The organism is Glycomyces sp. NPDC049804 (assembly GCF_040674615.1).
In the GTDB taxonomy this organism is placed as follows: Bacteria; Actinomycetota; Actinomycetes; order Mycobacteriales; family Micromonosporaceae; genus Glycomyces; species Glycomyces niveus.
The window spans coordinates 1-19052 of the sequence record NZ_JBFAMQ010000032.1; the positions used below are offsets into that span (position 1 = coordinate 1).

A 19052-nucleotide genomic window follows, 5' to 3' on the forward strand; every position below is an offset into this window, starting at 1 on the left:
GGGGCGGTGGGGCGGTGGGGCGGTGGGGCGGTGGGGCGGTGGGGCGGTGGGGCGGTGGGGCGGTGGGGCGGTGGGGCGGTGGGGCGGTGGGGCGGTGGGGCGGCGGGGCGGCGGGGCGGCAAGGGTGTCGGTCGAGCTTGCGGATGTGCTGCTCTGGTGGTCCTGCTTTCCGTTACGCTGGGCGGTTGCGGGCGCAAGGGTCGAGCCGTCGGGGGGATGTCGGATGGGCAGGCGTAAGAAGGCGGTGGACCACAAGGTCGGCGCGCACGTCCCGGTGGGAGGCGGCCTGGTCAAGCGCGGGATCGCCAATGCGGTCGAGTTCGAGGTCGAGGCGTTGCAGGTGTTCATCGGCTCGCCGCGCGGCTGGGCCCCGCCCCGACTCGACCAGGGGGTGGCCGACGACTTCCGGGAGCAATGCGCCGAACGCGGCTGGCCGGTGTACCTCCACGCCGCCTACCTGGTGAACCTCGCCTCGCCCGTGCCCGAGACCGTGGAGAAGTCGGTCGAGAACCTCCGGGTCGCGATGGAGTCCGCCGCGCGGATCGGCGCCCTCGGGGTCGTCGTGCACGCCGGATCGTCCATCGACGGCGACCGGACCGCCGCCTTGCGGCGCCTCGCGCCGGTGTTCCGCACGGTCCTCGCCGACGCCTCGCCCGCGGTCCGGCTCCTCGTCGAGCCTACGGCGGGCGGCGCCAACTCGATGGCGTCCACACTGGCGAGCGCCGCCGAGTACCTGGACGCCGTGGGCATCGCCGAGGTCGGCCTGTGCCTCGACACCTGCCACATGCACGCCGCGGGCGAGCACCTGGCCGACCGGGACGGCTTCGAAGCCTCGCTCGAGGCCCTGAACGCCGCCGTCGGGCCCGGCCGGGTCGGGCTCATCCACTTCAACGACAGCAAGGACCACATGGACTCCCGCCGGGATCGGCACGAAGCCCTCGGCGAGGGCCTCCTCGGCGACGAAGGGCTCAAGGCCGTGGCGGCGAGCCCGGCGCTGGCCGGTGTGCCGCTCATCGTCGAGACCAACACCCAGGCCCGCGACGTGGCCCACGCCAAGGGGCTCCTCGCCGAGATCGCCGCAGGCAAATGACGGCGGCTGCGCGGTCGCGGTCTCGGACGCGACCGCGCAGCCTTCCATCCGCACCGGGGGGAAGAATCAGACCGGGACGGCTCGCGGTCTCAAGCGGGAGTCACCGAAGCGCAATACGGAATCCACAGCGGTTCGGCATGCCTAGGTGGTGGCTTCAATGCGAGTGCGCGCAATTCGCCATTGGTTGCGGTCTTCTGAAATGCATACTCGAGTGGTGCGCCGCTTGGTGACAAGCACGAAGAGCACCTTCTTCTCGGGCACGGGTCTGGTTCCTATTGTGATGAACGGGGAGAGCGGACCGCTTGACGGCGGGTCCGGTCAAGGGGTGTCGAGGGCGGTCTGGTGACATGACGTGTCGGAACGGTGACGATCGTATGAGGCGCGAGAGCTCATGTCAAGCACGGCCGGAAATAGGGTCCCCTTGGGGTGCAAGTGCATGACCCGGTATTACTGGGCTCGATGATTCCATTGTGAGTGGAAACTTCGCACAGGCCGGCTTTCGCGTCGTGCGTTTCCGGATGGTGCATCCCAGTGAACGGGACTATGTCCATCGTCACATCTAGCGCGCTACAGTGGAATCGCTACCCCGCTGACCACCGCAATCGTGACCCTGTGATTCGTTCGAAAAGCCATGACTTTCACACCATCAACCTCAATGGATATGACTATTCCCGTTCGGCCCAATGGTATGGGAGCGCTACCTCATGGAATTCCCCTCCCAGTGCTAACCTTTGGCCGATCCCCGGCGAAAGGTCCACTTCGATGAGCGCAGCCGTTGACCGCACCAAGATCGAATTGCGGCGCTACGAGTGCCAGGCCGAAGACCCGTTCATGTCGTTCATCCGACTCCGCGCCGCCGAAGGCGAGCGGCAGGTCTTCCTCTTCGAGTCCCTGGCGGGCCCCGCGGCCGACAAGACCCGCGCCGTGATCGGCGCTGCCCCGCTGCTCGACGTGGTCGTGCGCGACGGCGTGATCGAACTCGGCGGCCGCGGACCCTGGCTCGCCTGGGCTGCCGAGCGCATGGCCGGCTTCGCCGGCGCCCGGCCCGACGGCGACCGGTTCTTCCGCCTCCACGAGCGCGCCGGACTCTGGGAGGCCCTGCGGCACCTGGAGAGCGGCCTCGACGTCGACGGCCTCGACGACACCCGCTTCGGCTTCGGGTTCGTCGCCCTGCTCAGCTACGACGCCGTGACCTACATCGAGACCCTGCCCCGCCTCATCGAATCCCACGACCGCGTCCCCGACGCCGTCTTCCGGATCTACCGCTCCGCCATCGAGATCGACCTCGTGAACGGCGACGCCCAGCTCACCGTCGCCCACTGCCCCGCATGGGACGAGACCGACCCCGACGCCGTGCACCGCGCGATCGAAGCGGCCCTCGCCGCACCGGCCCCCGCGCCCGCCGCCGTCCCCGAACCGCCCCTCGGCGACGTCGAACCCGAGCTCACCATCACCCCCGCGGCCTACGGCGAGCGCGTCGAGCGCTCCCTCGACCGCATCCGCGCCGGCGACATCTACCAGGTCCAGATCGGCCACGAGGTCCGCATGCGCGGCAAACGGTCCGACCTCGACGTGTACCTGCGCATGCGCGCCAACAACCCCTCGCCGTACATGGGGTTCGTGCCCTTCGACGACCTCACGCTCCTCAGCGCCAGCCCCGAACTCCACGTGCGCGTCGAAGCCGACCGGCTCACCATGCGGCCCATCGCCGGGACGGCCCGCCGCGGCGCCACCGCCGCCGAGGACGCCGCCCGCTCGATGCGGCTGCGCGGCGACGAGAAGGAGATCGCCGAGCACATCATGCTCGTCGACCTGTGCCGCAACGACCTCGGCCGCGTCGCCGACCCCGGCTCCGTCGAGGTCGACGTCCTCATGAGCGTCGAGACGTACTCCCATGTCCTGCACCTGGTCTCCACGGTCACCGCCGACCTCGCCGCCGGGTTCGACGTCTACGACGTCATCCGCGCGACCTTCCCGGCCGGGACCATGACCGGCGCGCCGAAGCTGCGGGCCATGGAGATCATCGAGACCACCGAGACGAGCCGCCGCGGCATGTACGCGGGCGCGTTCGGCGTCATCGGCTTCGGCGGGTTCACCAACCTCGCTCTGAGCATCCGCACGATCGTCGCCTCCGGCGACGCCTACACGGCCCGGGCCTCCGCCGGGGTCGTCGCCGACTCCTCGCCCGAAGGCGAATGGCGCGAGACCCTCGCGAAGCTCGGCTCCTCGATCCACGCCGTCGTCGGCCCCGCCGCCGCGACCGACCCGGCCACCGATCCCGCAACGGAGGGCGAAACCCCATGAAGGCCCTGCTCATCGACGCGTACGACAGCTTCGCGCACATCATCTACCAGTACCTGCGCGTCCTCGACATCGAGACGGACGTGATCCGCTCCGGCGACATCGCCCCCGCCGGCGCCCTCGCGCACGACGCCGACTTCGTGCTCCTCGGCCCCGGCCCCGGCACCCCCGAGGACTCCGGGCACGTCGAGATGGTCCGCGCCCTCGCCGGCGTCAAGCCCGTCCTCGGCGTCTGCCTCGGCCACCAGGCCATCGGGGTCGCCTTCGGCGCCAGCGTGCGGCCCGCCCGCCACCTCATGCACGGCAAGACCAGCACCATCGAGCACGACGGCCGCGGCGTCTTCGCCGATGCCCCGGAACCCCTGCGCGCCACCAGGTACCACTCGCTCATCGTCGTCGAGGACACGCTGCCGGACGAACTCGAGGTCACCGCCCGCTCCACCGACGACGGCTACGTGATGGGCCTGCGCCACCGCCGCCACCTCATCGAAGGCGTCCAGTTTCACCCCGAGTCCATCCTCACCGAAGCCGGCATGGGCCTCTTCGCCGGATTCGCCGCCGCCGTCCGCGGCCGGCACGCCGGAGCGCCGGCATGAGGATCCTGACGATCAACGGCTCCGAGCGGTCCCGCGGCTCCACCTGGCTCGCCGTCCAGGCCATCGTGGAGCGCGCCCACGCGCGCGGCTGCGACACCCACCAAGTGGACCTCGCCGAGAAGCGCGTCATCCGCTGCGACTGCGGCCGCTGCAACTCCCGCCCCGACCCGTGCCCGGTGGACGACGACGTGGCCGAGATCGTCGGCGACATGATCGCCGCCGACGCCGTGTTCCTCGCCGCGCCCGTGCACGGCTTCGGCCTCTCCTCGCTCATGCAGACCTTCGTCGAACGCGCCGGGGTCGGGCACCTGCGCTTCGAACGGCCCCTGACGAACACGATCGGCGCCGCCGTCGTCATCGGCCGCCGCTACGGCCACCTCGACGTGCACGCCCAACTCCTGCACAACCTCCTGCTCAACCGCTTCATCATCGTCGGCAGCGGCTTCCCGGTGACCATCCACTCCGGCGGCGAGCAGGGCGTCCTCTCCGACACCGAGGGCATGGACGCCCTGCACCGCACTGTGGACCGCATCATCGACATCGGCACCGCCCTCGCCGAGTCCGGGACGCGCCTGCCGCGCCCGGCCCAGGTCGAGCGGCGCGTCGGCAGGACGAGCTGACCGGGTGACCGTGACCGACACGCCCGCCCGCACCGGCGGGCTCGGCCTCCTCATCGGCAGCAAGTTCGCCTCCACCGTCGCCTACGCGACCTCGTGGGTGCTCCTGCCGCTCTACGTCTACCAGGAGAGCGGGTCGGCGGTCCTCACCGCGCTCGCCTCCGCCGCGAACGTACTCCCGTTCCTCCTCTTCGGACTCATCGCGGGCGCCGCGGTCGACCGCTCCTCCCCGGTGCGGGTCATGGCCGCCATGGAGGTCGCCAACGCCGCCGTGCTCCTGTGCGTGCCCCTCCTCGCCGCCACCGTAGGCGCGGGGCCGCTCGTGCTGTGCGCCATCGGGTTCGCCTCCGCGACCGCGTACGTGTGGTTCGACGTCGCCAGCGCCGCGCTCGTCCCCGCGCTGGCCGGGAGCGACGGGGTCTTCCGCGCGAACAGCTACCTGTGGATGACCACCACGGTCCTCACCGCCGTGGCCGCCCCGGTCGGCTACTTCCTGCTCGACTCGCTCCGGCTCGGCCCCACCTTCGCGGCCCTCGCGGGCTGCTACCTTGTCTCGGCCGTGCTCGTCGCCGCGATCCGGCAGTCCCCGGGGGGCGACGGTCCGTCCCGGCCCGAGCGCGGCGCGGTCTGGGCCGGGCTCAAGTATCTTGCGGCCCATCCGCTCCTGCGGGCCTACACCGCGGTCAACGTGGGCGTCGGCGTGAGCGCCGGAGCCGTCTACGGGATGCTCGTCGTGTTCGCCTCGCGGGCGCTCGGCCTGCCGAGCGACGACTACCGGGTGGCGTGGATCGTGGCCGCCTCCGGCGTCGGCGCGCTCATCGGGGCGATCGCGGCCCGCCGCTTCAAGCACGTGCCGCCGATCCCCGCCGCGCGCTGGATGACCGGGCTCGACCTGGTCCTGCTGCTGGCCTACGCGGCCGCGCCGTCCTGGTGGGCCGCCGCCGCACTCCTCTTGTGCTGGAACAGCGTCCACACCTGCTTCCTCGTCGTGGGCATCTCGGTGCGGCAGACAGCGACCCCGCAGCGGCTCCAGGGGCGCGTGAACGCCGTGGGCCGCATGATCGTCTGGGGCTCGGTGCCGCTCGGTACGCTGCTGTGCGGAGCCCTCACCGAACTCGCCGGTCCACGATGGGCACTGGCCGCCCTGGGCGGGTTCGCGTTCGCGGGCCTCGTCGTCGCCGTGCGCGCCCCGAGCGCGCTCACCATGGAGAAAGTTGCGCAATGACCGAATTCCGTCCACTGAGGGTGCTGTTCGTCGCCTTCAGCCGCTCCAGCCTCGGGCATGTGACGCGCATGCGAACGGCCGCAAGGCGGTTCGCCGACGCCGGGCACACTGTGGCCGTCGCCGCGCACGAGGAGGTGCGGCACCTGGTCGAGCACGCGGGGCTGGACTGGATCGGCGTCGACGAGATCGGCCCGGCCCCGGCCTGGCGGGGCATGAACGACGTCGCGAGCCTGCGCGCGTTCGCCCGCACGCGGCTCGCCAGCCCCGAGTACGTGGAGGCGTCGCTGCGCGACGAACTGCGCGCGATCGAGGACTTCGCGCCGGACGCGGTCGTGAGCGACATGCGCAACACCGCCTCGGTGGCGGCGTCCATGCGCGGCCTGCCGAGCTTCACCTGCCACAACCTGCGGCTCTTCAAGCACCCCATGCACGCCGTGCTCCCGGAGATCCTGGTGACCTTGGCGCAGGTCGGGATCGCCCCGGAGCACCGCCGGCCACTCGGCGACGCGGTGCTCGTGCCCGACCTCGCGCTGCTCGACCCGCTCGCGGACGTCCCGGCCGAGACCGCCGCGCTCGTGGCCGGACTGACCGCCGAGATCCGGCACGTCGGCCCGCTCGTCCCGCGCGACCTGCTCGAGCAGCCCGTCAACGCCGAACGCGAACCGGTCCTGAACGTGACGCTCGGCGGTTCGGGCGCGGGGGACAAGGACCTGCTGCGGATCGTGGCCGCCGCGAGCGGCCTCGGTGTGCGCCTCGCGGTGACCCTCGGCGTCGAAGGCCCCGGCAGCGACGCGCTCGCCGAGCAGGTGCGCGCCGCCGCGGGCGACGCGGACCTCGACATCGCGGCGTTCCGCCACGACGCGGTCGATCTGATGGCGCGCAGCACCGCCGCCGTCGTCCACGGCGGACACTCCTCGCTCATCGAAGGCCTGCTGTGCGCGACACCGCTGGTGTTCGTGCCGGCCTCGGCCGAGCAGCGCGGCAACGCCGCCCGCGTCGCGGGCCTGGGCCTCGGCGCCGTTGTGGCCGAGGACGATCCGGTCGAGACCGTCGCGGAGACGATCCGGGCCGCGCTGCACGCCGACCGTGCCGCCCACACCGGGTTCGCGAACGTGCTGCGGGCCGCCGACGGCGCGGGGGCGATGCTCGACGCCGTGGAGCGCGCCGTCGCCCTGCGCCGCGCCACGGGAGGCGTCGATGCCCGCTGAGATCCGCCTGTCCACGGCGATCATGACCCACCCGGCCCGCGAGGACCGCGCCGCCAAGCTCGCCGAGTCGCTGCCGGAGCTCAACCCGGCGATCGTCGTCGACGAGGGCGAGCCGGGCCGGGGCAACCTCGCGAACGCGCTGCGCGCCTGGGCCGCGGTGGGGGAGGACGCCACGCACCACCTGGTGCTCCAGGACGACGTCGTCCCCTGCGACGGCTTCACCGCGCTCGTGCACCGCGCCGTGGACGCCCGGCCCGACGACGCGATCAGCCTGTTCTGCGAGTGGGGTTCGCGCAGCGCGACCCTCGCCCGCGTCGCGGCCCGCCGCGGCTGGGCCTGGGCGCGCGCGGTCGACATGTACACCCCGTCTCAAGGACTCGTCCTGCCGCGCGAGACCGCCCTGGCGTTCGCGGCCGTCGAGGACACCGGCGGCGCGGACGACCACGCACTGGTCGCCTTCCTGCGCGGCCACGGCATATCCAATGTGGTCACCGTCCCGAACCTGCTCGAGCACGACGACCGGCTGAGCCTTACCGGCAACGGTTTTCAAGGCCTGCGCCTGTCGGTCTGCGCCGCGCCCGCCGGGGCCGACCCCGATTTCGAGACACCCGTGGCCGGGACCGGCCTGACCCGCCTGCCGTACGCGTCCTGGATGCGCGTCCACGCTGAATGGTGCTACTGCGGCGAGACGCCCCAGGACTACGCCTGGCTCGGCGACTTCGGCGACACGCGGCTGCCCGAGGGGTTCCGCAAGGCCGACCTCGCCGACCGGTTCCGCGCCGACCTCGCCCAAGTCGGCGCGCCCCTGACGCAGGCGGTGAACGAAGTGGTGCTCTTCGAGTACTGGACCGTCCACTTCGCGCTCGGCCTGGTCCAGCCCGGACGACTCGAGACCCGGCCCGGCCCGTTCGCCGAGGCCGCGTTCGCGACCGCGTTCCCCGGACTGTTCCGCCGCTACCTGCCGATGAATGCCGTCGAAGCGCTGCGCGGCAGCGCGGGCCGCCTCGCCGCCGCGGCGTTCGAGCACGGCGCCGCCGCCGACATCGAACGGCCGCATCCGGATTGGTACGAACTGTGACCGTGCCGTCGCGGACCGCAAAGCCGCACACGCCCAGGGGCTGTCCTTGCCGACCCTGGCCGTGCTGTCGAAGGCGTTGATCACCGACGCCAAGCGCATTCCTGAACGCTCCTGAGCGAGGTACCGGCGGCGGTGTCGCAGCAGGCACCGGCCGATGCCGACCGCGCCTACCGGAACTGCTTCGCCTCGCTTCAAGGCCAACGGCTGCGCATCGGGGTGTCGCGGTTCGAACGCCGCGCCGCGCGTCGGGCGATTCGCTTCGGGGAGCCGGAACCGCTGCTGCGCCGCGAGCTCGAAGCGCTCTGCGGGGACCGCTGAGGGCGGCGCCGAACGGCGCCGCCCCGAGCATCGACTGACGCGCCGCCCTTAGAAGTCGGCCGGGGCCAGTATCGGGCTGCCGACCTTGCCCATGAGGTCGTTCACCGGATGGTTCCGCTCGCTGCCGAGGAAGAACCCGAAGATCGCGCTGCGCCACTCGTCGGGCGAGATCCGGTTGTCGTGGTCGGTGTCCAGGTGCTCGAACACGCGGTGGCTCTCCTGGTAGTCCACGCCGTTCCAGTTCCGCAGGAGCTGCACGAACTCGCCGGAGCTGATGAGGCCGTCGCCGTTCTCGTCGGCGATGGCGAAGTACGCGTCCGCGATCGAGGCGAGCTTCGCGGCCGCGGCGATCTGGTCGGTGAGCATATGCTCGGCCAGCGCGCGGCGCAGCTCCCTGCGGCCCACGCGGCCCTCGTCGCCGACGGCCTTGGGGGCGATGAACTCCGTCCACAGCCGGCTGGTGGCCTCGCGCAGTTCGAGGCCCATCGGGCTGTCGACCGGGACGCCGCGCGCGCCCAGGACGCGGGCGGCCGCCTCGGCCAGGTTCGCCTCGGTGATGTAGTTGTTCCCCTCGGTGTCGAGCGTGTCGAACCAGCGGTCGAACTTGTTCAGGCGCACCCGCCCGACGTTCCCCGTGCGGCTAATCCTGGCGGCGACCACGACCGCCGCCCCCGCCGCTGCGACCGCCGTCGCCGCGGCCCCGATCGCCAGCGCCTTCTTCCTGTTCCGCTTCATGGGTCTCCCGTTCCCTCGTGCGCGGCCGGCTCCCGTGCGGGAATGTCCGGTTTCCTGTCCAGTCCGGATCGTGCCACGGCTGGGCGGGCGGTGCGCCGAAACCGCTGATCCGGTCTCGCCGTCGGGACCGGTCCCGAGGGATCGGTGGTCAACTGGGACGGTCCCGACGCCCCGAGGAGTGCTCCGATGTACCCCGAACCCGCACCTGCCGTCCCGCCGGACGAGCCGGCGCCGCCCGCTCCGCCGCCGGACGAGCCGGCGCCGCCCGGTCCGCCGCCGGTCCCTCCGAGCGCGACGCCGCCCGCCGGTCAGCAGCCGAGCACGCCGCTCTTCCCGCCGCAGGGCGCCCCGGCACCGGTCTTCCCGCAGCAGAGCGTCCCAGCGCCCGCGTTCCCGCCGAACGAGCTCCCGTCAGGGCCGTCCGCCTTCGTGCCGCCGAGCGCGCCCGTGCCGGCCGCCTTCCCACCGCCGCCGCCCGCGCCCCGGCGTCCCGCGCGGCCGGTCCGCGCGACCGATCCGGTGGCGGCCGTCGCGGGGAACGCGACCATGCTCGGCCTCGGCTACATGCTCATGCGCCGCCCGATCCTCGCGGCGCTGGCCCTGTGCGGCACGGGGTTCCTGGTGTGGTCGGCCGCGGTCCAGACTGAGAACCCGCTGTGGCGGTACCTGCTGCCCGCCTGGGGCCTGGTGATGATCCTCCACGCGTGGTGGCTCACCCGCCGCGCGCGGCCCGAGCCGCTGGTGGACCTCCTCGAGCCCGATCCGGCGCGGCGGCTGCGGGTGTGGGCGCTGACGGCCGCCGCGCTCGTCCTGCTCACCGTGGGCTGGTTCCGCCTCGACGCGTGGTGGATCGTCCACGACGCCGAGACCGCGCACGCCCGGGGCGACTGCGTCGAGGCCGAAGCGGCGCTCGGCACCCTCGACGCGGTCCACCGGGTCGCGTTCGGGCCGATCGTGGAGCGCGGCGAGGAGGAGGGCGACGCCTGTGCCCTGCTCCTCGCCGCGCTCGCCGAAGGCGAGGAGTCGCCCGCGGCCGCCGCCGGCACCATCGGGACCTACCTCGACCACCCCGGCGCGCTCTGGGGCGGCGCGGGCGTCAAGCGCGGCGAGTTCCTGCTGCAGGCGGCGATCCGCGACGGCGACCCAAGTCTGCACAATGTGGAGGAGGGATTCGCGCAGCTCGCCGACACCCTCGAAGCGCACCCCGACCAGTCGGACGCCGTGCGCGCCACGGTGGAGGGGTTCATGGCCGACCTCGCCGAGGCCGCCTCGCCGTGCACGGGGTACACCGTGGACGACTGGCTCGCCTCACGCGAATGGGGCGCGGCGGAACTCGCCGAGCCGATCGCGGACGCCGCCGACCAGGTGCCGGGACGGCTCCTCGGCTGCGCCCAGGAACGCGACGGCTCCGACCCGGTCAGCGCGGGCATCCTCTACCGCGAATTCCTCACCGCCTACCCCGACCACGAGCTCGCCGTCGAAGCGGCCGAAGGCGTTCTCGCCTCCGGCGGCTACTGCACCAACCCCGTCGCGTACCAGGGCGCTCCGGCGGCCGACGGTCCCGGACCGCACCCGATGCGGCTCCTCGGCGGCTGGGGCTCGGACGACCGCGGCTTCCCCGAATCGTGGATCGCCGAGACCGCGGACGAGACGGCGCTGGTCGTGTGCGTGGACGCCGAGCTCGGCGAGTACCAGGACTCGTGCATGTACCGGAGCACCACCACGGGGGCGACCCGCTGGGCCACGTTCTTCGCCCACCGCTTCACGATCAAGGCGTACTCGCTGCGAACGGGCGAGGTCGTCGCGGACTACGCCCGCGAGATCGGACGGGCGTGCCCGGACCGGCTCGACGGCTCGTACAGCACCATCTACATCTCCTCCTCGGACACGAGTCTGACGATGGCCTCGGAGTACACCGACGAGGACTTCCGGAACATGTTCGCCGACCTGATGGACTGAGCCCCCGAATCCGCCCACCTTCAGACTGCGCCTCTGAAAACCAGACTGCGCCTCTGAAAAGCAGCGGTGCCGCCTCCACGAGGGGCGGCACCGCGTCCAGTAAGGCCTTACCGCGGGGTCACGCCCGCGACGCCGATGGTGAGCAGCAGGTTCGAGTACTGGCGCTGGTCGCCGGTGGCGATGACGACGGCGGTGTCCGGGGTCTTCGCGAGGTCGTAGAACGCGAACCGCTCGACCGCCTCGACCGGGACGTGCGGGCCGAGCGCGGCCCGGTAGCCGTCGTGGGCGGGCACGGGCGCGCCGTCCGAGTCCATCACGACCGCGTGCTCGATCGGGACGGCGTCGAGCAGCGCGTCGAGGACCTGGTCGCCGTCGAGCAGGCCCGGGCGGAGGTTCAGGTGGATCTGCGCGGCCGCCGGGTTGGCGTGCGTGGAGCACGGGTAGTGCCCGTCGGCGATGAGGATGCGGGAGCCGTGCCCGGCCGCGGCGAGCGCGGCGAGGAGCGGCGGGTGGATGAGGCCGTACGTGAGCATGGGGTCCTTTCAGGCCGCGGCGCGGTGCTTCCAGTAGTCGCCGTCGGGGTAGGAGTACGCCTCGATGGAGGCCGCGTGCATCTCGGCGGAGTAGCCGGGCCGGGCCGGGAGCAGGTAGTTGCCGTCCTCGACCAGGCACGGGTCGGTGAAGTGCTCGTGGAGGTGGTCCACGTACTCGGTCACCCTGTCCTCCAGCGTGCCCGAGACGGCCACGAAGTCGAAGACGGACAGGTGCTGCACCAGTTCGCACAGCCCCACGCCGCCCGCGTGCGGGCACACCGGGACGCCGAACTTGGCGGCCAGCAGGTAGACGGCGATGATCTCGTTGACGCCGGCGAGCCGGGCGGAGTCGAGCTGGAGGTAGTCGAGCGCCTCGGCCTGGAGCATCTGCTTGAACAGGACCCGGTTCATGCCGTGCTCGCCGGTGGCGACGCCGATCGGGGCGACCGCGCGGCGGACGGCGGCGTGGCCGAGCACGTCGTCGGGGCTGGTGGGCTCCTCGATCCAGTGCGGCTCGAACTCGGCGAGGGCCTTGACCCAGTCGATGGCCTGGGGCACGTCCCAGACTTGGTTGGCGTCGATCATGAGTTTGGCGTCCCAGCCGATGACCTCGCGGGCGATCGCGAGGCGGCGGCGGTCCTCCTCGAGGTCGGCGCCCACTTTGAGCTTGACGTGGCGGTAGCCCTGGTCCACGGCCTCCTGGAGCAGGCGGCGCAGCTTGTCGTCGCTGTAGCCGAGCCAGCCCGCGCTGGTCGTGTAGCACGGGTAGCCGCCGCGGGCCTCGAGTTCGGCGATCCGGGCGGCCCGGGTGGGCTCCTGCGCCCGCAGGATCTCCAGGGCCTCGTCGCGGGTCAGGGCGTCGGAGAGGTAGCGGAGGTCGGCGGCGTCGACCAGCTGCTCGGGGGTCATGTCCGCGAGCAGGCGCCACAGCGGCTTGCCCGCGGCGCGCGCGATGAGGTCCCAGACGGCGTTCATCACCGCCGCGAACGCGATGTGGACGACGCCCTTCTCGGGGCCGAGCCAGCGCAGCTGCGAGTCGGACTGGAGTTCGCGGTAGAGCGCGCCGGGGTCGGCGGCGATCGTCGCGACGTCGCGCCCGATGAGCTTGACGGCGTGCTGGAGCGCGGCGGAGGTGACGATGTCGTTGCCGCGGCCGATGGTGAAGGTGAACCCGTGGCCGGAGAGCGCGGGGTCGTCGGTGCGGAGGATGACGTAGGCGGCGGAGTAGTCGCCGTCCTTGTTCATCGCGTCCGAGCCGTCCATGGTCAGCGAGGTGGGGAAGCGGACGTCGTGGGTCTCGACGGCGTCGATGATGGTCATGCGGGTTCCTATGCGGAGGGAGGCTCGGTCTGCGCGGGTCGGGCGCAAGGGGTGCGGCACCTTGCGCAAACGATTGATCAAATGCAGACGATAGCGTTCGCGAGCGCTCCGCGCAATGGGTCCGCTCCGGTCAGTCCCGCGGCGGGGCCGTGGAGGCGCGCGGGACGAGGACCGGCGCGGGCTCCTCGACGCTCCGATGGGTGACCGGACCGCCCGCGATGACCTCGGCTAGCGCGGTCGCCGCGGTCCGGCCGAGCTCGTACAGCGGCATCCGGACGCAGGTGAGCGGCGGCCAGGTGTGCTCGGCCGTCCACGCGTCGTGGACCGCGACCACGGAGAGCTCCCCGGGCACCGCGACGCCCTGCGCCCGCGCCTGCGCGAGCACGCCCACCGCGGCGTTGACGTTCGCGGCCACGATCGCCGTGGGCGGCTCGGGCAGGGCCAGCAGTTCGGCGGCCGAGGCCCGGCCGTCCGCCTCCCGGTACCCGCGCCAGGTGACGAGTCCGGGCTCACCGGGCAGGCCGGCCTCCAAGAGCGCCTTGAGGAACCCGTCGGCGCGCCGCTGCGCGGTCGGCGACGCGGCGAGGCCCCCGGCGAAGCCGATGCGCCGGTGCCCCAAGGCGAGCAGGTGCTCGGTGGCCCGGCGCGCCGCGAGCGCGTCCGGCACCACGACGGAACTCGCGCCGGGGATCTTCTGGTGGATCGTGACGAGCGGGGCCCGCTCGCCGACCGACTGCGCCAGCTCCTCGGGGTCGGCGCCGTCGCGCGGCTGGAGCACGATGCCGTCGACCCGGCCCTCGCCCACGAGCCGGTCGAACATGCGCCCGCCCGGGTGCATGTCCTCGGTGCGGGCCAGCAGCATGACGCAGCCCTGCGCCACCGCCTCGTCCTCAACCCCGCGGGTGAGCTCGGCGAACAGCGAGTTCGTCACATCGGGGACGATGAGCGCGATGACATCGGTGCGCGCGAGCTTCAGCGCCCGGCCGGCGAAGTTCGGGTGGTACCCGACCTCGGCCGCGGCCTGGCGGACCCGCTCGCGGGTCGCCGCGCTGAGCCGCGCCGACGGGTCGCCGGAGAGCACCCTCGAGACCGCCGACACCGAGACGCCCGCGCGGGCCGCCACATCACTGAGCTTCGCCATCCGCCAAGTATCGCCTACCGCAAAAAGCGATGATCAAACGATTGCGCTTCGCGTCGATGTGTGGAATCCTCATCCGCGACCGATCGTCCGACAATCGAGGGAGGCGCCCGTGCTCGCCGCACATTACGCCGGAAACCGGACCATGGCCGTAGAGGCCGCCGAGCAGGCGCCGCCGGGCCCCGGCCAGGTCCAGATCGCCGTCGCCTACAACGGCATCTGCGGCACCGACCTCCACATCCTCAACGGCCACATGGACGCCCGGGTCACCACCCCCGCCGTCATCGGCCACGAGATGAGCGGCACCATCGCCGCCCTCGGCGACGGCGTCGACGGATGGAGCGTCGGCGACCCCGTCACCGTCATGCCCCTCGCCTGGGACGGCACCTGCCCCGCCTGCCGCGCCGGGAACAGCCACATCTGCCAGAACCTCGACTTCGTCGGCATCGACTCGCCCGGCGCGCTCCAAGGCCGCTGGAACGTCGACGCGAACCTCCTCGTGCCCCTGCCCGCCAGCCTCTCGCTCCAGCACGCCGCTCTCGTCGAGCCCACCGCCGTCGCCGTCCACGACGTGCGCCGCGCCGAACTCGAAAAGGGCCAGAAGGCCGTCGTCATCGGCGGCGGCCCCATCGGCGTCCTCATCGCCGCCGTCGCCCGCTCCTTCGGCGGCGAAGTCGTCGTCATCGAACTCGACCCCAAGCGCCGCAAGGCCATCGCCGACCTCGGCTACACCGTTCTCGACCCCCGCGACGACACCGTCGCCTGGGTCGAGGAGTGGACCGGCGGCGCTGGCGCCGACGTGGTCTTCGAAGTCTCCGGCGCCGCCGCGGCCGTCCTCGGCGCGGTCGACTACGCCAAGGTCCGCGGCACCCTCGTCGTCGTCGCCATCCACCCCGAACCCCGCCCGATCAACCTCCAGCGCGTCTTCTGGCGCGAACTGCGCCTCCTCGGCGCCCGCGTCTACCAGCGCGACGACTTCGACACCGCCGTGGCGCTCCTCGCCACCGGCGCGATCCCCGCCGACGCCCTCATCACCAAGACCGTGCCCCTGCACGACGTCCAGTCGGCCTTCGACGACCTCACCGGCGGCGACGCCATGAAGATCCTCATCGACGTCCAAGCCGGCCAGGAGACCGCATGAACCCCTTCGACCTGACCGGCCGCCTCGCCGTCGTCACCGGCGCCAAGCGCGGCATCGGCTTCGCCATGGCCGAAGCCCTCGCCGCCGCCGGGGCCGACGTCATCGGCGTCAGCGCCACCATCGAGACCGAGGGCTCCGCCATCGGCGAGCGCGTCACCGCCCTCGGCCGCCGCTTCGAGGCGATCCCGGCCGACTTCAACGACCCCGCAGCCGTCGCCGACCTCGCCGACACCCTGGCGGGCAAGGGCGTCGACATCCTCGTCAACAACGCCGGCACCATCCGCCGCGCCCCCGCCGCCGAGCACTCGGACGCGTACTGGGACGAAGTGCTCCAGGTCAACCTCACCAGCCAGTTCGCGCTCACCCGCGCCGTCGGCCGGTCGATGCTCGAACGCGGCGGCGGCAAGATCGTCTTCACCGCCTCGCTCCTGAGCTTCCAGGGCGGCATCAACGTTCCCGGCTACGCCGCCGCCAAGCACGGCATCGCCGGGCTCACGCGCGCGCTGGCCAACGAGTGGTCCGGCCGCGGCGTCACCGTCAACGCGATCGCCCCCGGCTACATCGCCACCGACAACACCCAAGCGCTGCAAGACGACCCGGACCGCTCGAAGGCGATCCTCGAGCGCATCCCCGCCGGCCGCTGGGGTCGGCCCGGCGACCTCGCCGGGGCCACGGTGTTCCTCGCCAGTCCCGCCTCCGACTACGTCTCAGGCGCGGTCATCCCCGTCGACGGCGGCTGGCTCGGCCGCTAGCCGCTCGTACACGGCGAAGCCGCCCCGCGCAGTGCGCGGGGCGGCTTCTATATGTTCCTAACGCAGCGGCCACTGCTGGTTCGCGCCGCCGGTGCACGATCACCGGTGCACCTTGGTGCCGTGGCCGTGGCCGTGCCCCACAGCCCGAAACGTCGAGGCGCAGTCCCGACCGGGCCGACAGGATCGTCCCGTCGCCGTTCATGCTCCACCGCCGGTTCGACCCGCAGTGGCAGGCCCACAGGACGGCGGCCGTGCCGTTCGCGGTACCGCAGACCAGGCACTATCGCGTGGACTCGGAGGCCACCGAGCGCGCGCCGTTGGACGAGAACGTCCACCGCCGGTCGGCCCCGTCGCAGTCCCAGTTCGCGGCCTAGGACGAACGAAGCGGGCAGGACCGCTCGCTCAGCGGTCCTGCCCGCGCGCTTGGGCCGAAGCCGCCGCTAGCCGACGATGTCGCCGTAGATGATGCCGCGGCCGTTCGTCGTCAGGTAGACGCGGCCGTAGATCTGCGGGTCGCCGGTGATCGCCGACCCCGAGTACGCCCACTGGTGCTCGTCGTCGTTGATCCGGTGCCAGCGGTTGCCGCCGTCGGTCGAGCGGTAGATCGCGGCCGTGCCGCCCTTCAGCGCCGACGTGAAGATCGCCGGGTAACCGGACCGCTTGGCCGCCTTGCCGAAACCGACCGAGTCGGCCGTCTCGAACACGGTGATCTGCTTCCACGTGGTGCCGCCGTCCTTGGACCGCCACATGCCGCCGGGGATGCCTTCCTTGTCGTCCCCGCGCCCGGCGAGCCAGACATGGTTCTTCTTGCCGGGGACGGCCCGGAAGTCGTCGACCCCCGCGGTCGGCAGGCCGGTCGCGCCCGTGTCGGCGAAGGTCTTGCCGCCGTCGGTGCTGCGATAGAACGTGCCGCCCGAGAACGCGTACAGGACCGAGGCCTTGACCCGGTCGGAGCGGATCTTCGCCCCCACCGGAAGCCCCTCGACCGGGAGCCACGTCTCGCCGAGGTCGTTGCTGTACACCGGCGCGACCTGGTTGCCGCCCGGCGTCCACAGGATCGCCGACCCGTCGGCGGTGACCGCGACGGTGCCGCCGTTCCCGTCGCCGGGGACGCCTTCGACGCGCGCGGCGTTCTTCCAGGTCTTGCCGCGGTCGGTGGAGACGCCGACGTGGCCCTTCTCGTTGCCGTGCACGTTGCCGGTGCCGACCACGATGTCCGGCTTCGCCTGCGCGAAGTCGACGCTCGTGCCGGTGGACCAGCCCGTGTCGATCATCGGCTCGGCCCGGCCGAGGTCGGTGTGGACGAAGCCGCCGACGTCGCCGATGGCTGAGACGAGCGTCCCGCCGATCGCGGCGAGGTCGAGGGTGGCGCACTCCTCCACGCCTTCGGCGCGGACGCCGACGGTGAACTTCTCGACCGGGAGCGGGACGCGCTGGCCGTTCTCCTCACCGATGAGATCGCCCTGCGAGTCCCACTTGGTCAGTTCCTCGGTGCCCCAGATGGTCGCACCGGTGCCCCACATGATGCGGCCCGAGTCGTGCGGGTCGATCGCGAGGGCGTCGATCATCCAGCCGTGCTTGACCGCGTATGCGGGACCCTGGTCCTCGCCGTTCCACGACAGCCACGGGCTGCCGGAGTTGTCCATGTCGAACCGGTCGTGGCGGTCCTGGCCTTCGGCGTAGTCCCAGCTGTGCGACCAGGTGGCGCCGGAGTCGGTGGAGCGGTACAGGATCTCGTCGGGCCACCAGTTGTTGCGGGTGGCCGCCATGAGAGTGCCGGGGTTCTGGCGGTCGACGGTGATCCCGCCGAAGCCGGGGATCACCCCGCGGGGGTTGTAGGCGGGCGTGACGTCGGTCCACTCGCCGGTCTGGGTCGCGAGGCGCACGATCTTGCCGCCGTTGCCGGACGCGGGAGCGCCGTTGTACGGGCCCGGGTCGTGGCCGGTGACCATGTACAGGTAGCCGTTGGTATTGTCCACAGCAGACTGCTGGGGGAAGGTGCGGTTGCCGCCGGCGGAGCCGAGGATCTCGGCCGCGCCGGGGACTGCGGTCCAGGTCGCGCCCGCGTCTTCGGAGACGTAGAGCGGGTCGGCCGGGTCGGCCACGCCCACATAGATCTTGCCGCCGATCTGGTCGAAGTCGATCCAGATGACGCCCTGGTTGTCGGCCTGGGTGGGGTTGTTGGGGTCGATGACGAAGTTGCCGGGGTTGGGGAACTCCTCGACCTTGGCCCAGGTGCGGCCGTAGTCCTTCGAGCGCCACAGCCCGTTGCCGCTGGGGGTGCCCAGGTACAGCTCGGCGTTGTCGGCCGGGTTCACGACGAGGCGTTCGCCCATGCCGCGGCCGGGCATGTTGCCGCCCTGCTTGAACGGCAGTTCCGCGATGCCCCAGGACTCGCCCTTGTCGTCGGAGTAGAGGATCGCGCCGTTGTTGGGGTCCCAGTCGATCGTGTAAGTGCCGACGGCGGCGTAGACGCGGTTCGTGTCCACGGGGTCGGTCGCCATCGAGACGACGCCCGAGTAGCCCCACTTGTCGCGCCCCACCCAGTCGAGGAGCGGCTTCCAGGTCCGGGAGTCCTCCTGCCAGCGGTAGCAGCCGCCGATGTCGGTGCGGGCGTAGATGAGGTCGGCCTCGGTCTCGTTGAAGACGATGCCGGGGACGAACCCGCCGCCGTTGATGGCGACGTTCTTCCAGGTGTAGGCGTTGCCGCCGCCCTGCTGGTTGCGTTCTTCCGCTCCGGCGAGGAGGGGGACGGACAGGGCGCCGGCCCCGACCACGGCCGCGCCTGCGGTGGCGGCGAATGTGCGTCGTCGCACGTGTTTCTCCTTTTGCGTTGATTGAGGGAGTTCAGTGTGTCGCGTTGGGGGACAAGGGGTTAACGGGCGTCCGGGCCCGGCACAGATCCGGACGCCCTTCCCCTTGCGGAACCCTCACAGTCCGCGGGCTTTATCCCTTCACGGCGCCGGTGATGACGGCTTTGGTGAAGTGTTTTTGGATGAAGGGGTACATGATCACGATCGGGATGATGGTGCAGACGACGA

General features: G+C 72.0%; 17 protein-coding genes and 1 pseudogene. 12 read left to right on the forward strand and 6 right to left on the reverse strand.

The genetic code is table 11. The features are described from left to right. Positions 1 to 223 precede the first annotated feature (223 nt). The 8 genes from AB0K52_RS25190 to AB0K52_RS25225 all read left to right on the forward strand — a co-directional run bounded on the left by AB0K52_RS25190 (position 224) and on the right by AB0K52_RS25225 (position 8433). Entirely contained in the window at positions 224 to 1090 is an 867-nt protein-coding gene (locus AB0K52_RS25190) for a deoxyribonuclease IV (RefSeq protein ID WP_363537151.1), read from the forward strand. Between the two features lie 762 nt (positions 1091 to 1852). Further along, entirely contained in the window at positions 1853 to 3394 is a 1542-nt protein-coding gene (locus tag AB0K52_RS25195) for an anthranilate synthase component I family protein (protein ID WP_363537154.1), read from the forward strand. Then, positions 3391 to 3987, forward strand: coding sequence for an aminodeoxychorismate/anthranilate synthase component II (locus tag AB0K52_RS25200; protein WP_363537157.1), 597 nt, complete (start codon positions 3391 to 3393; stop codon positions 3985 to 3987). Before AB0K52_RS25195 ends, AB0K52_RS25200 begins: the two co-directional genes overlap by 4 nt. Then, positions 3984 to 4607, forward strand: coding sequence for a flavodoxin family protein (locus AB0K52_RS25205; protein WP_363537160.1), 624 nt, complete (start codon positions 3984 to 3986; stop codon positions 4605 to 4607). Before AB0K52_RS25200 ends, AB0K52_RS25205 begins: the two co-directional genes overlap by 4 nt. A 4-nt stretch (positions 4608 to 4611) precedes the next feature. Beyond that, entirely contained in the window at positions 4612 to 5829 is a 1218-nt protein-coding gene (locus AB0K52_RS25210; RefSeq protein WP_363537162.1) for an MFS transporter, read from the forward strand. After that, positions 5826 to 7037 carry a glycosyltransferase gene (locus AB0K52_RS25215; protein WP_363537165.1) on the forward strand — a complete coding sequence of 404 codons (1212 nt, stop codon included), beginning with the start codon at positions 5826 to 5828 and terminating at the stop codon, positions 7035 to 7037. The genes AB0K52_RS25210 and AB0K52_RS25215 overlap by 4 nt, the downstream gene beginning before the upstream one ends. Next, the gene (locus AB0K52_RS25220; RefSeq protein WP_363537168.1) at positions 7027 to 8115 is read left to right on the forward strand and encodes a hypothetical protein; all 1089 of its coding nucleotides are present in this window, start codon (positions 7027 to 7029) and stop codon (positions 8113 to 8115) included. The genes AB0K52_RS25215 and AB0K52_RS25220 overlap by 11 nt, the downstream gene beginning before the upstream one ends. A gap of 132 nt (positions 8116 to 8247) precedes the next feature. Beyond that, entirely contained in the window at positions 8248 to 8433 is a 186-nt protein-coding gene (locus AB0K52_RS25225; RefSeq protein ID WP_363537171.1) for a hypothetical protein, read from the forward strand. A gap of 48 nt (positions 8434 to 8481) precedes the next feature. Here AB0K52_RS25225 and AB0K52_RS25230 read toward each other — a convergent pair whose 3' ends face one another. Continuing rightward, positions 8482 to 9168: an EF-hand domain-containing protein gene (locus AB0K52_RS25230; protein ID WP_363537174.1), complete on the reverse strand. Its 687-nt coding sequence runs from the start codon at positions 9166 to 9168 to the stop codon at positions 8482 to 8484. A gap of 186 nt (positions 9169 to 9354) precedes the next feature. Here AB0K52_RS25230 and AB0K52_RS25235 point away from each other — a divergent pair, with 186 nt between their 5' ends. Then, positions 9355 to 11127, forward strand: coding sequence for a hypothetical protein (locus AB0K52_RS25235; RefSeq protein WP_363537177.1), 1773 nt, complete (start codon positions 9355 to 9357; stop codon positions 11125 to 11127). A 107-nt stretch (positions 11128 to 11234) separates the two neighbouring features. On the opposite strand, the gene AB0K52_RS25240 is transcribed toward AB0K52_RS25235, so the two are convergent. From AB0K52_RS25240 to AB0K52_RS25250, 3 genes are all read right to left on the reverse strand, one after another. Further along, positions 11235 to 11660: an RbsD/FucU family protein gene (locus AB0K52_RS25240; protein WP_363537180.1), complete on the reverse strand. Its 426-nt coding sequence runs from the start codon at positions 11658 to 11660 to the stop codon at positions 11235 to 11237. A 9-nt stretch (positions 11661 to 11669) separates the two neighbouring features. Further along, the gene (locus tag AB0K52_RS25245) at positions 11670 to 12980 is read right to left on the reverse strand and encodes an L-fuconate dehydratase (protein ID WP_363537183.1); all 1311 of its coding nucleotides are present in this window, start codon (positions 12978 to 12980) and stop codon (positions 11670 to 11672) included. A 130-nt stretch (positions 12981 to 13110) separates the two neighbouring features. Continuing rightward, positions 13111 to 14121 (reverse strand): LacI family DNA-binding transcriptional regulator, encoded by a 1011-nt coding sequence (locus AB0K52_RS25250; RefSeq protein ID WP_363537186.1) that lies wholly within the window; start codon positions 14119 to 14121, stop codon positions 13111 to 13113. A 109-nt stretch (positions 14122 to 14230) separates the two neighbouring features. Here AB0K52_RS25250 and AB0K52_RS25255 point away from each other — a divergent pair, with 109 nt between their 5' ends. From AB0K52_RS25255 to AB0K52_RS25265, 3 genes are all read left to right on the forward strand, one after another. After that, entirely contained in the window at positions 14231 to 15259 is a 1029-nt protein-coding gene (locus AB0K52_RS25255; RefSeq protein WP_363537188.1) for an alcohol dehydrogenase catalytic domain-containing protein, read from the forward strand. After that, positions 15256 to 16011: an SDR family oxidoreductase gene (locus tag AB0K52_RS25260; RefSeq protein WP_363537191.1), complete on the forward strand. Its 756-nt coding sequence runs from the start codon at positions 15256 to 15258 to the stop codon at positions 16009 to 16011. Before AB0K52_RS25255 ends, AB0K52_RS25260 begins: the two co-directional genes overlap by 4 nt. 200 nt (positions 16012 to 16211) lie before the next feature. Next, positions 16212 to 16385 (forward strand): hypothetical protein, encoded by a 174-nt coding sequence (locus AB0K52_RS25265; RefSeq protein WP_363537194.1) that lies wholly within the window; start codon positions 16212 to 16214, stop codon positions 16383 to 16385. Between the two features lie 66 nt (positions 16386 to 16451). Here the strand turns inward: AB0K52_RS25265 and AB0K52_RS25270 are convergent, their stop codons facing one another. Both AB0K52_RS25270 and AB0K52_RS25275 read right to left on the reverse strand, forming a co-directional pair. Next, positions 16452 to 18827: a sialidase family protein gene (locus AB0K52_RS25270; protein ID WP_363537196.1), complete on the reverse strand. Its 2376-nt coding sequence runs from the start codon at positions 18825 to 18827 to the stop codon at positions 16452 to 16454. Between the two features lie 130 nt (positions 18828 to 18957). Then, positions 18958 to 19052 (reverse strand): annotated as a pseudogene (locus AB0K52_RS25275) (carbohydrate ABC transporter permease); the annotation flags it as partial.

Excerpts from the sequence above, each read along its gene's own strand:
- AB0K52_RS25190 (WP_363537151.1), top strand. The coding sequence starts at position 224 with ATGGGCAGGCGTAAGAAGGCGGTGGACCACAAGGTCGGCGCGCACGTC.
- AB0K52_RS25195 (WP_363537154.1), top strand. The coding sequence starts at position 1,853 with ATGAGCGCAGCCGTTGACCGCACCAAGATCGAATTGCGGCGCTACGAG.
- AB0K52_RS25200 (WP_363537157.1), top strand. The coding sequence starts at position 3,391 with ATGAAGGCCCTGCTCATCGACGCGTACGACAGCTTCGCGCACATCATC.
- AB0K52_RS25205 (WP_363537160.1), top strand. The coding sequence starts at position 3,984 with ATGAGGATCCTGACGATCAACGGCTCCGAGCGGTCCCGCGGCTCCACC.
- AB0K52_RS25215 (WP_363537165.1), top strand. The coding sequence starts at position 5,826 with ATGACCGAATTCCGTCCACTGAGGGTGCTGTTCGTCGCCTTCAGCCGC.
- AB0K52_RS25220 (WP_363537168.1), top strand. The coding sequence starts at position 7,027 with ATGCCCGCTGAGATCCGCCTGTCCACGGCGATCATGACCCACCCGGCC.
- AB0K52_RS25230 (WP_363537174.1), bottom strand. The coding sequence starts at position 9,168 with ATGAAGCGGAACAGGAAGAAGGCGCTGGCGATCGGGGCCGCGGCGACG.
- AB0K52_RS25235 (WP_363537177.1), top strand. The coding sequence starts at position 9,355 with ATGTACCCCGAACCCGCACCTGCCGTCCCGCCGGACGAGCCGGCGCCG.
- AB0K52_RS25240 (WP_363537180.1), bottom strand. The coding sequence starts at position 11,660 with ATGCTCACGTACGGCCTCATCCACCCGCCGCTCCTCGCCGCGCTCGCC.
- AB0K52_RS25245 (WP_363537183.1), bottom strand. The coding sequence starts at position 12,980 with ATGACCATCATCGACGCCGTCGAGACCCACGACGTCCGCTTCCCCACC.
- AB0K52_RS25250 (WP_363537186.1), bottom strand. The coding sequence starts at position 14,121 with ATGGCGAAGCTCAGTGATGTGGCGGCCCGCGCGGGCGTCTCGGTGTCG.
- AB0K52_RS25260 (WP_363537191.1), top strand. The coding sequence starts at position 15,256 with ATGAACCCCTTCGACCTGACCGGCCGCCTCGCCGTCGTCACCGGCGCC.
- AB0K52_RS25265 (WP_363537194.1), top strand. The coding sequence starts at position 16,212 with ATGCTCCACCGCCGGTTCGACCCGCAGTGGCAGGCCCACAGGACGGCG.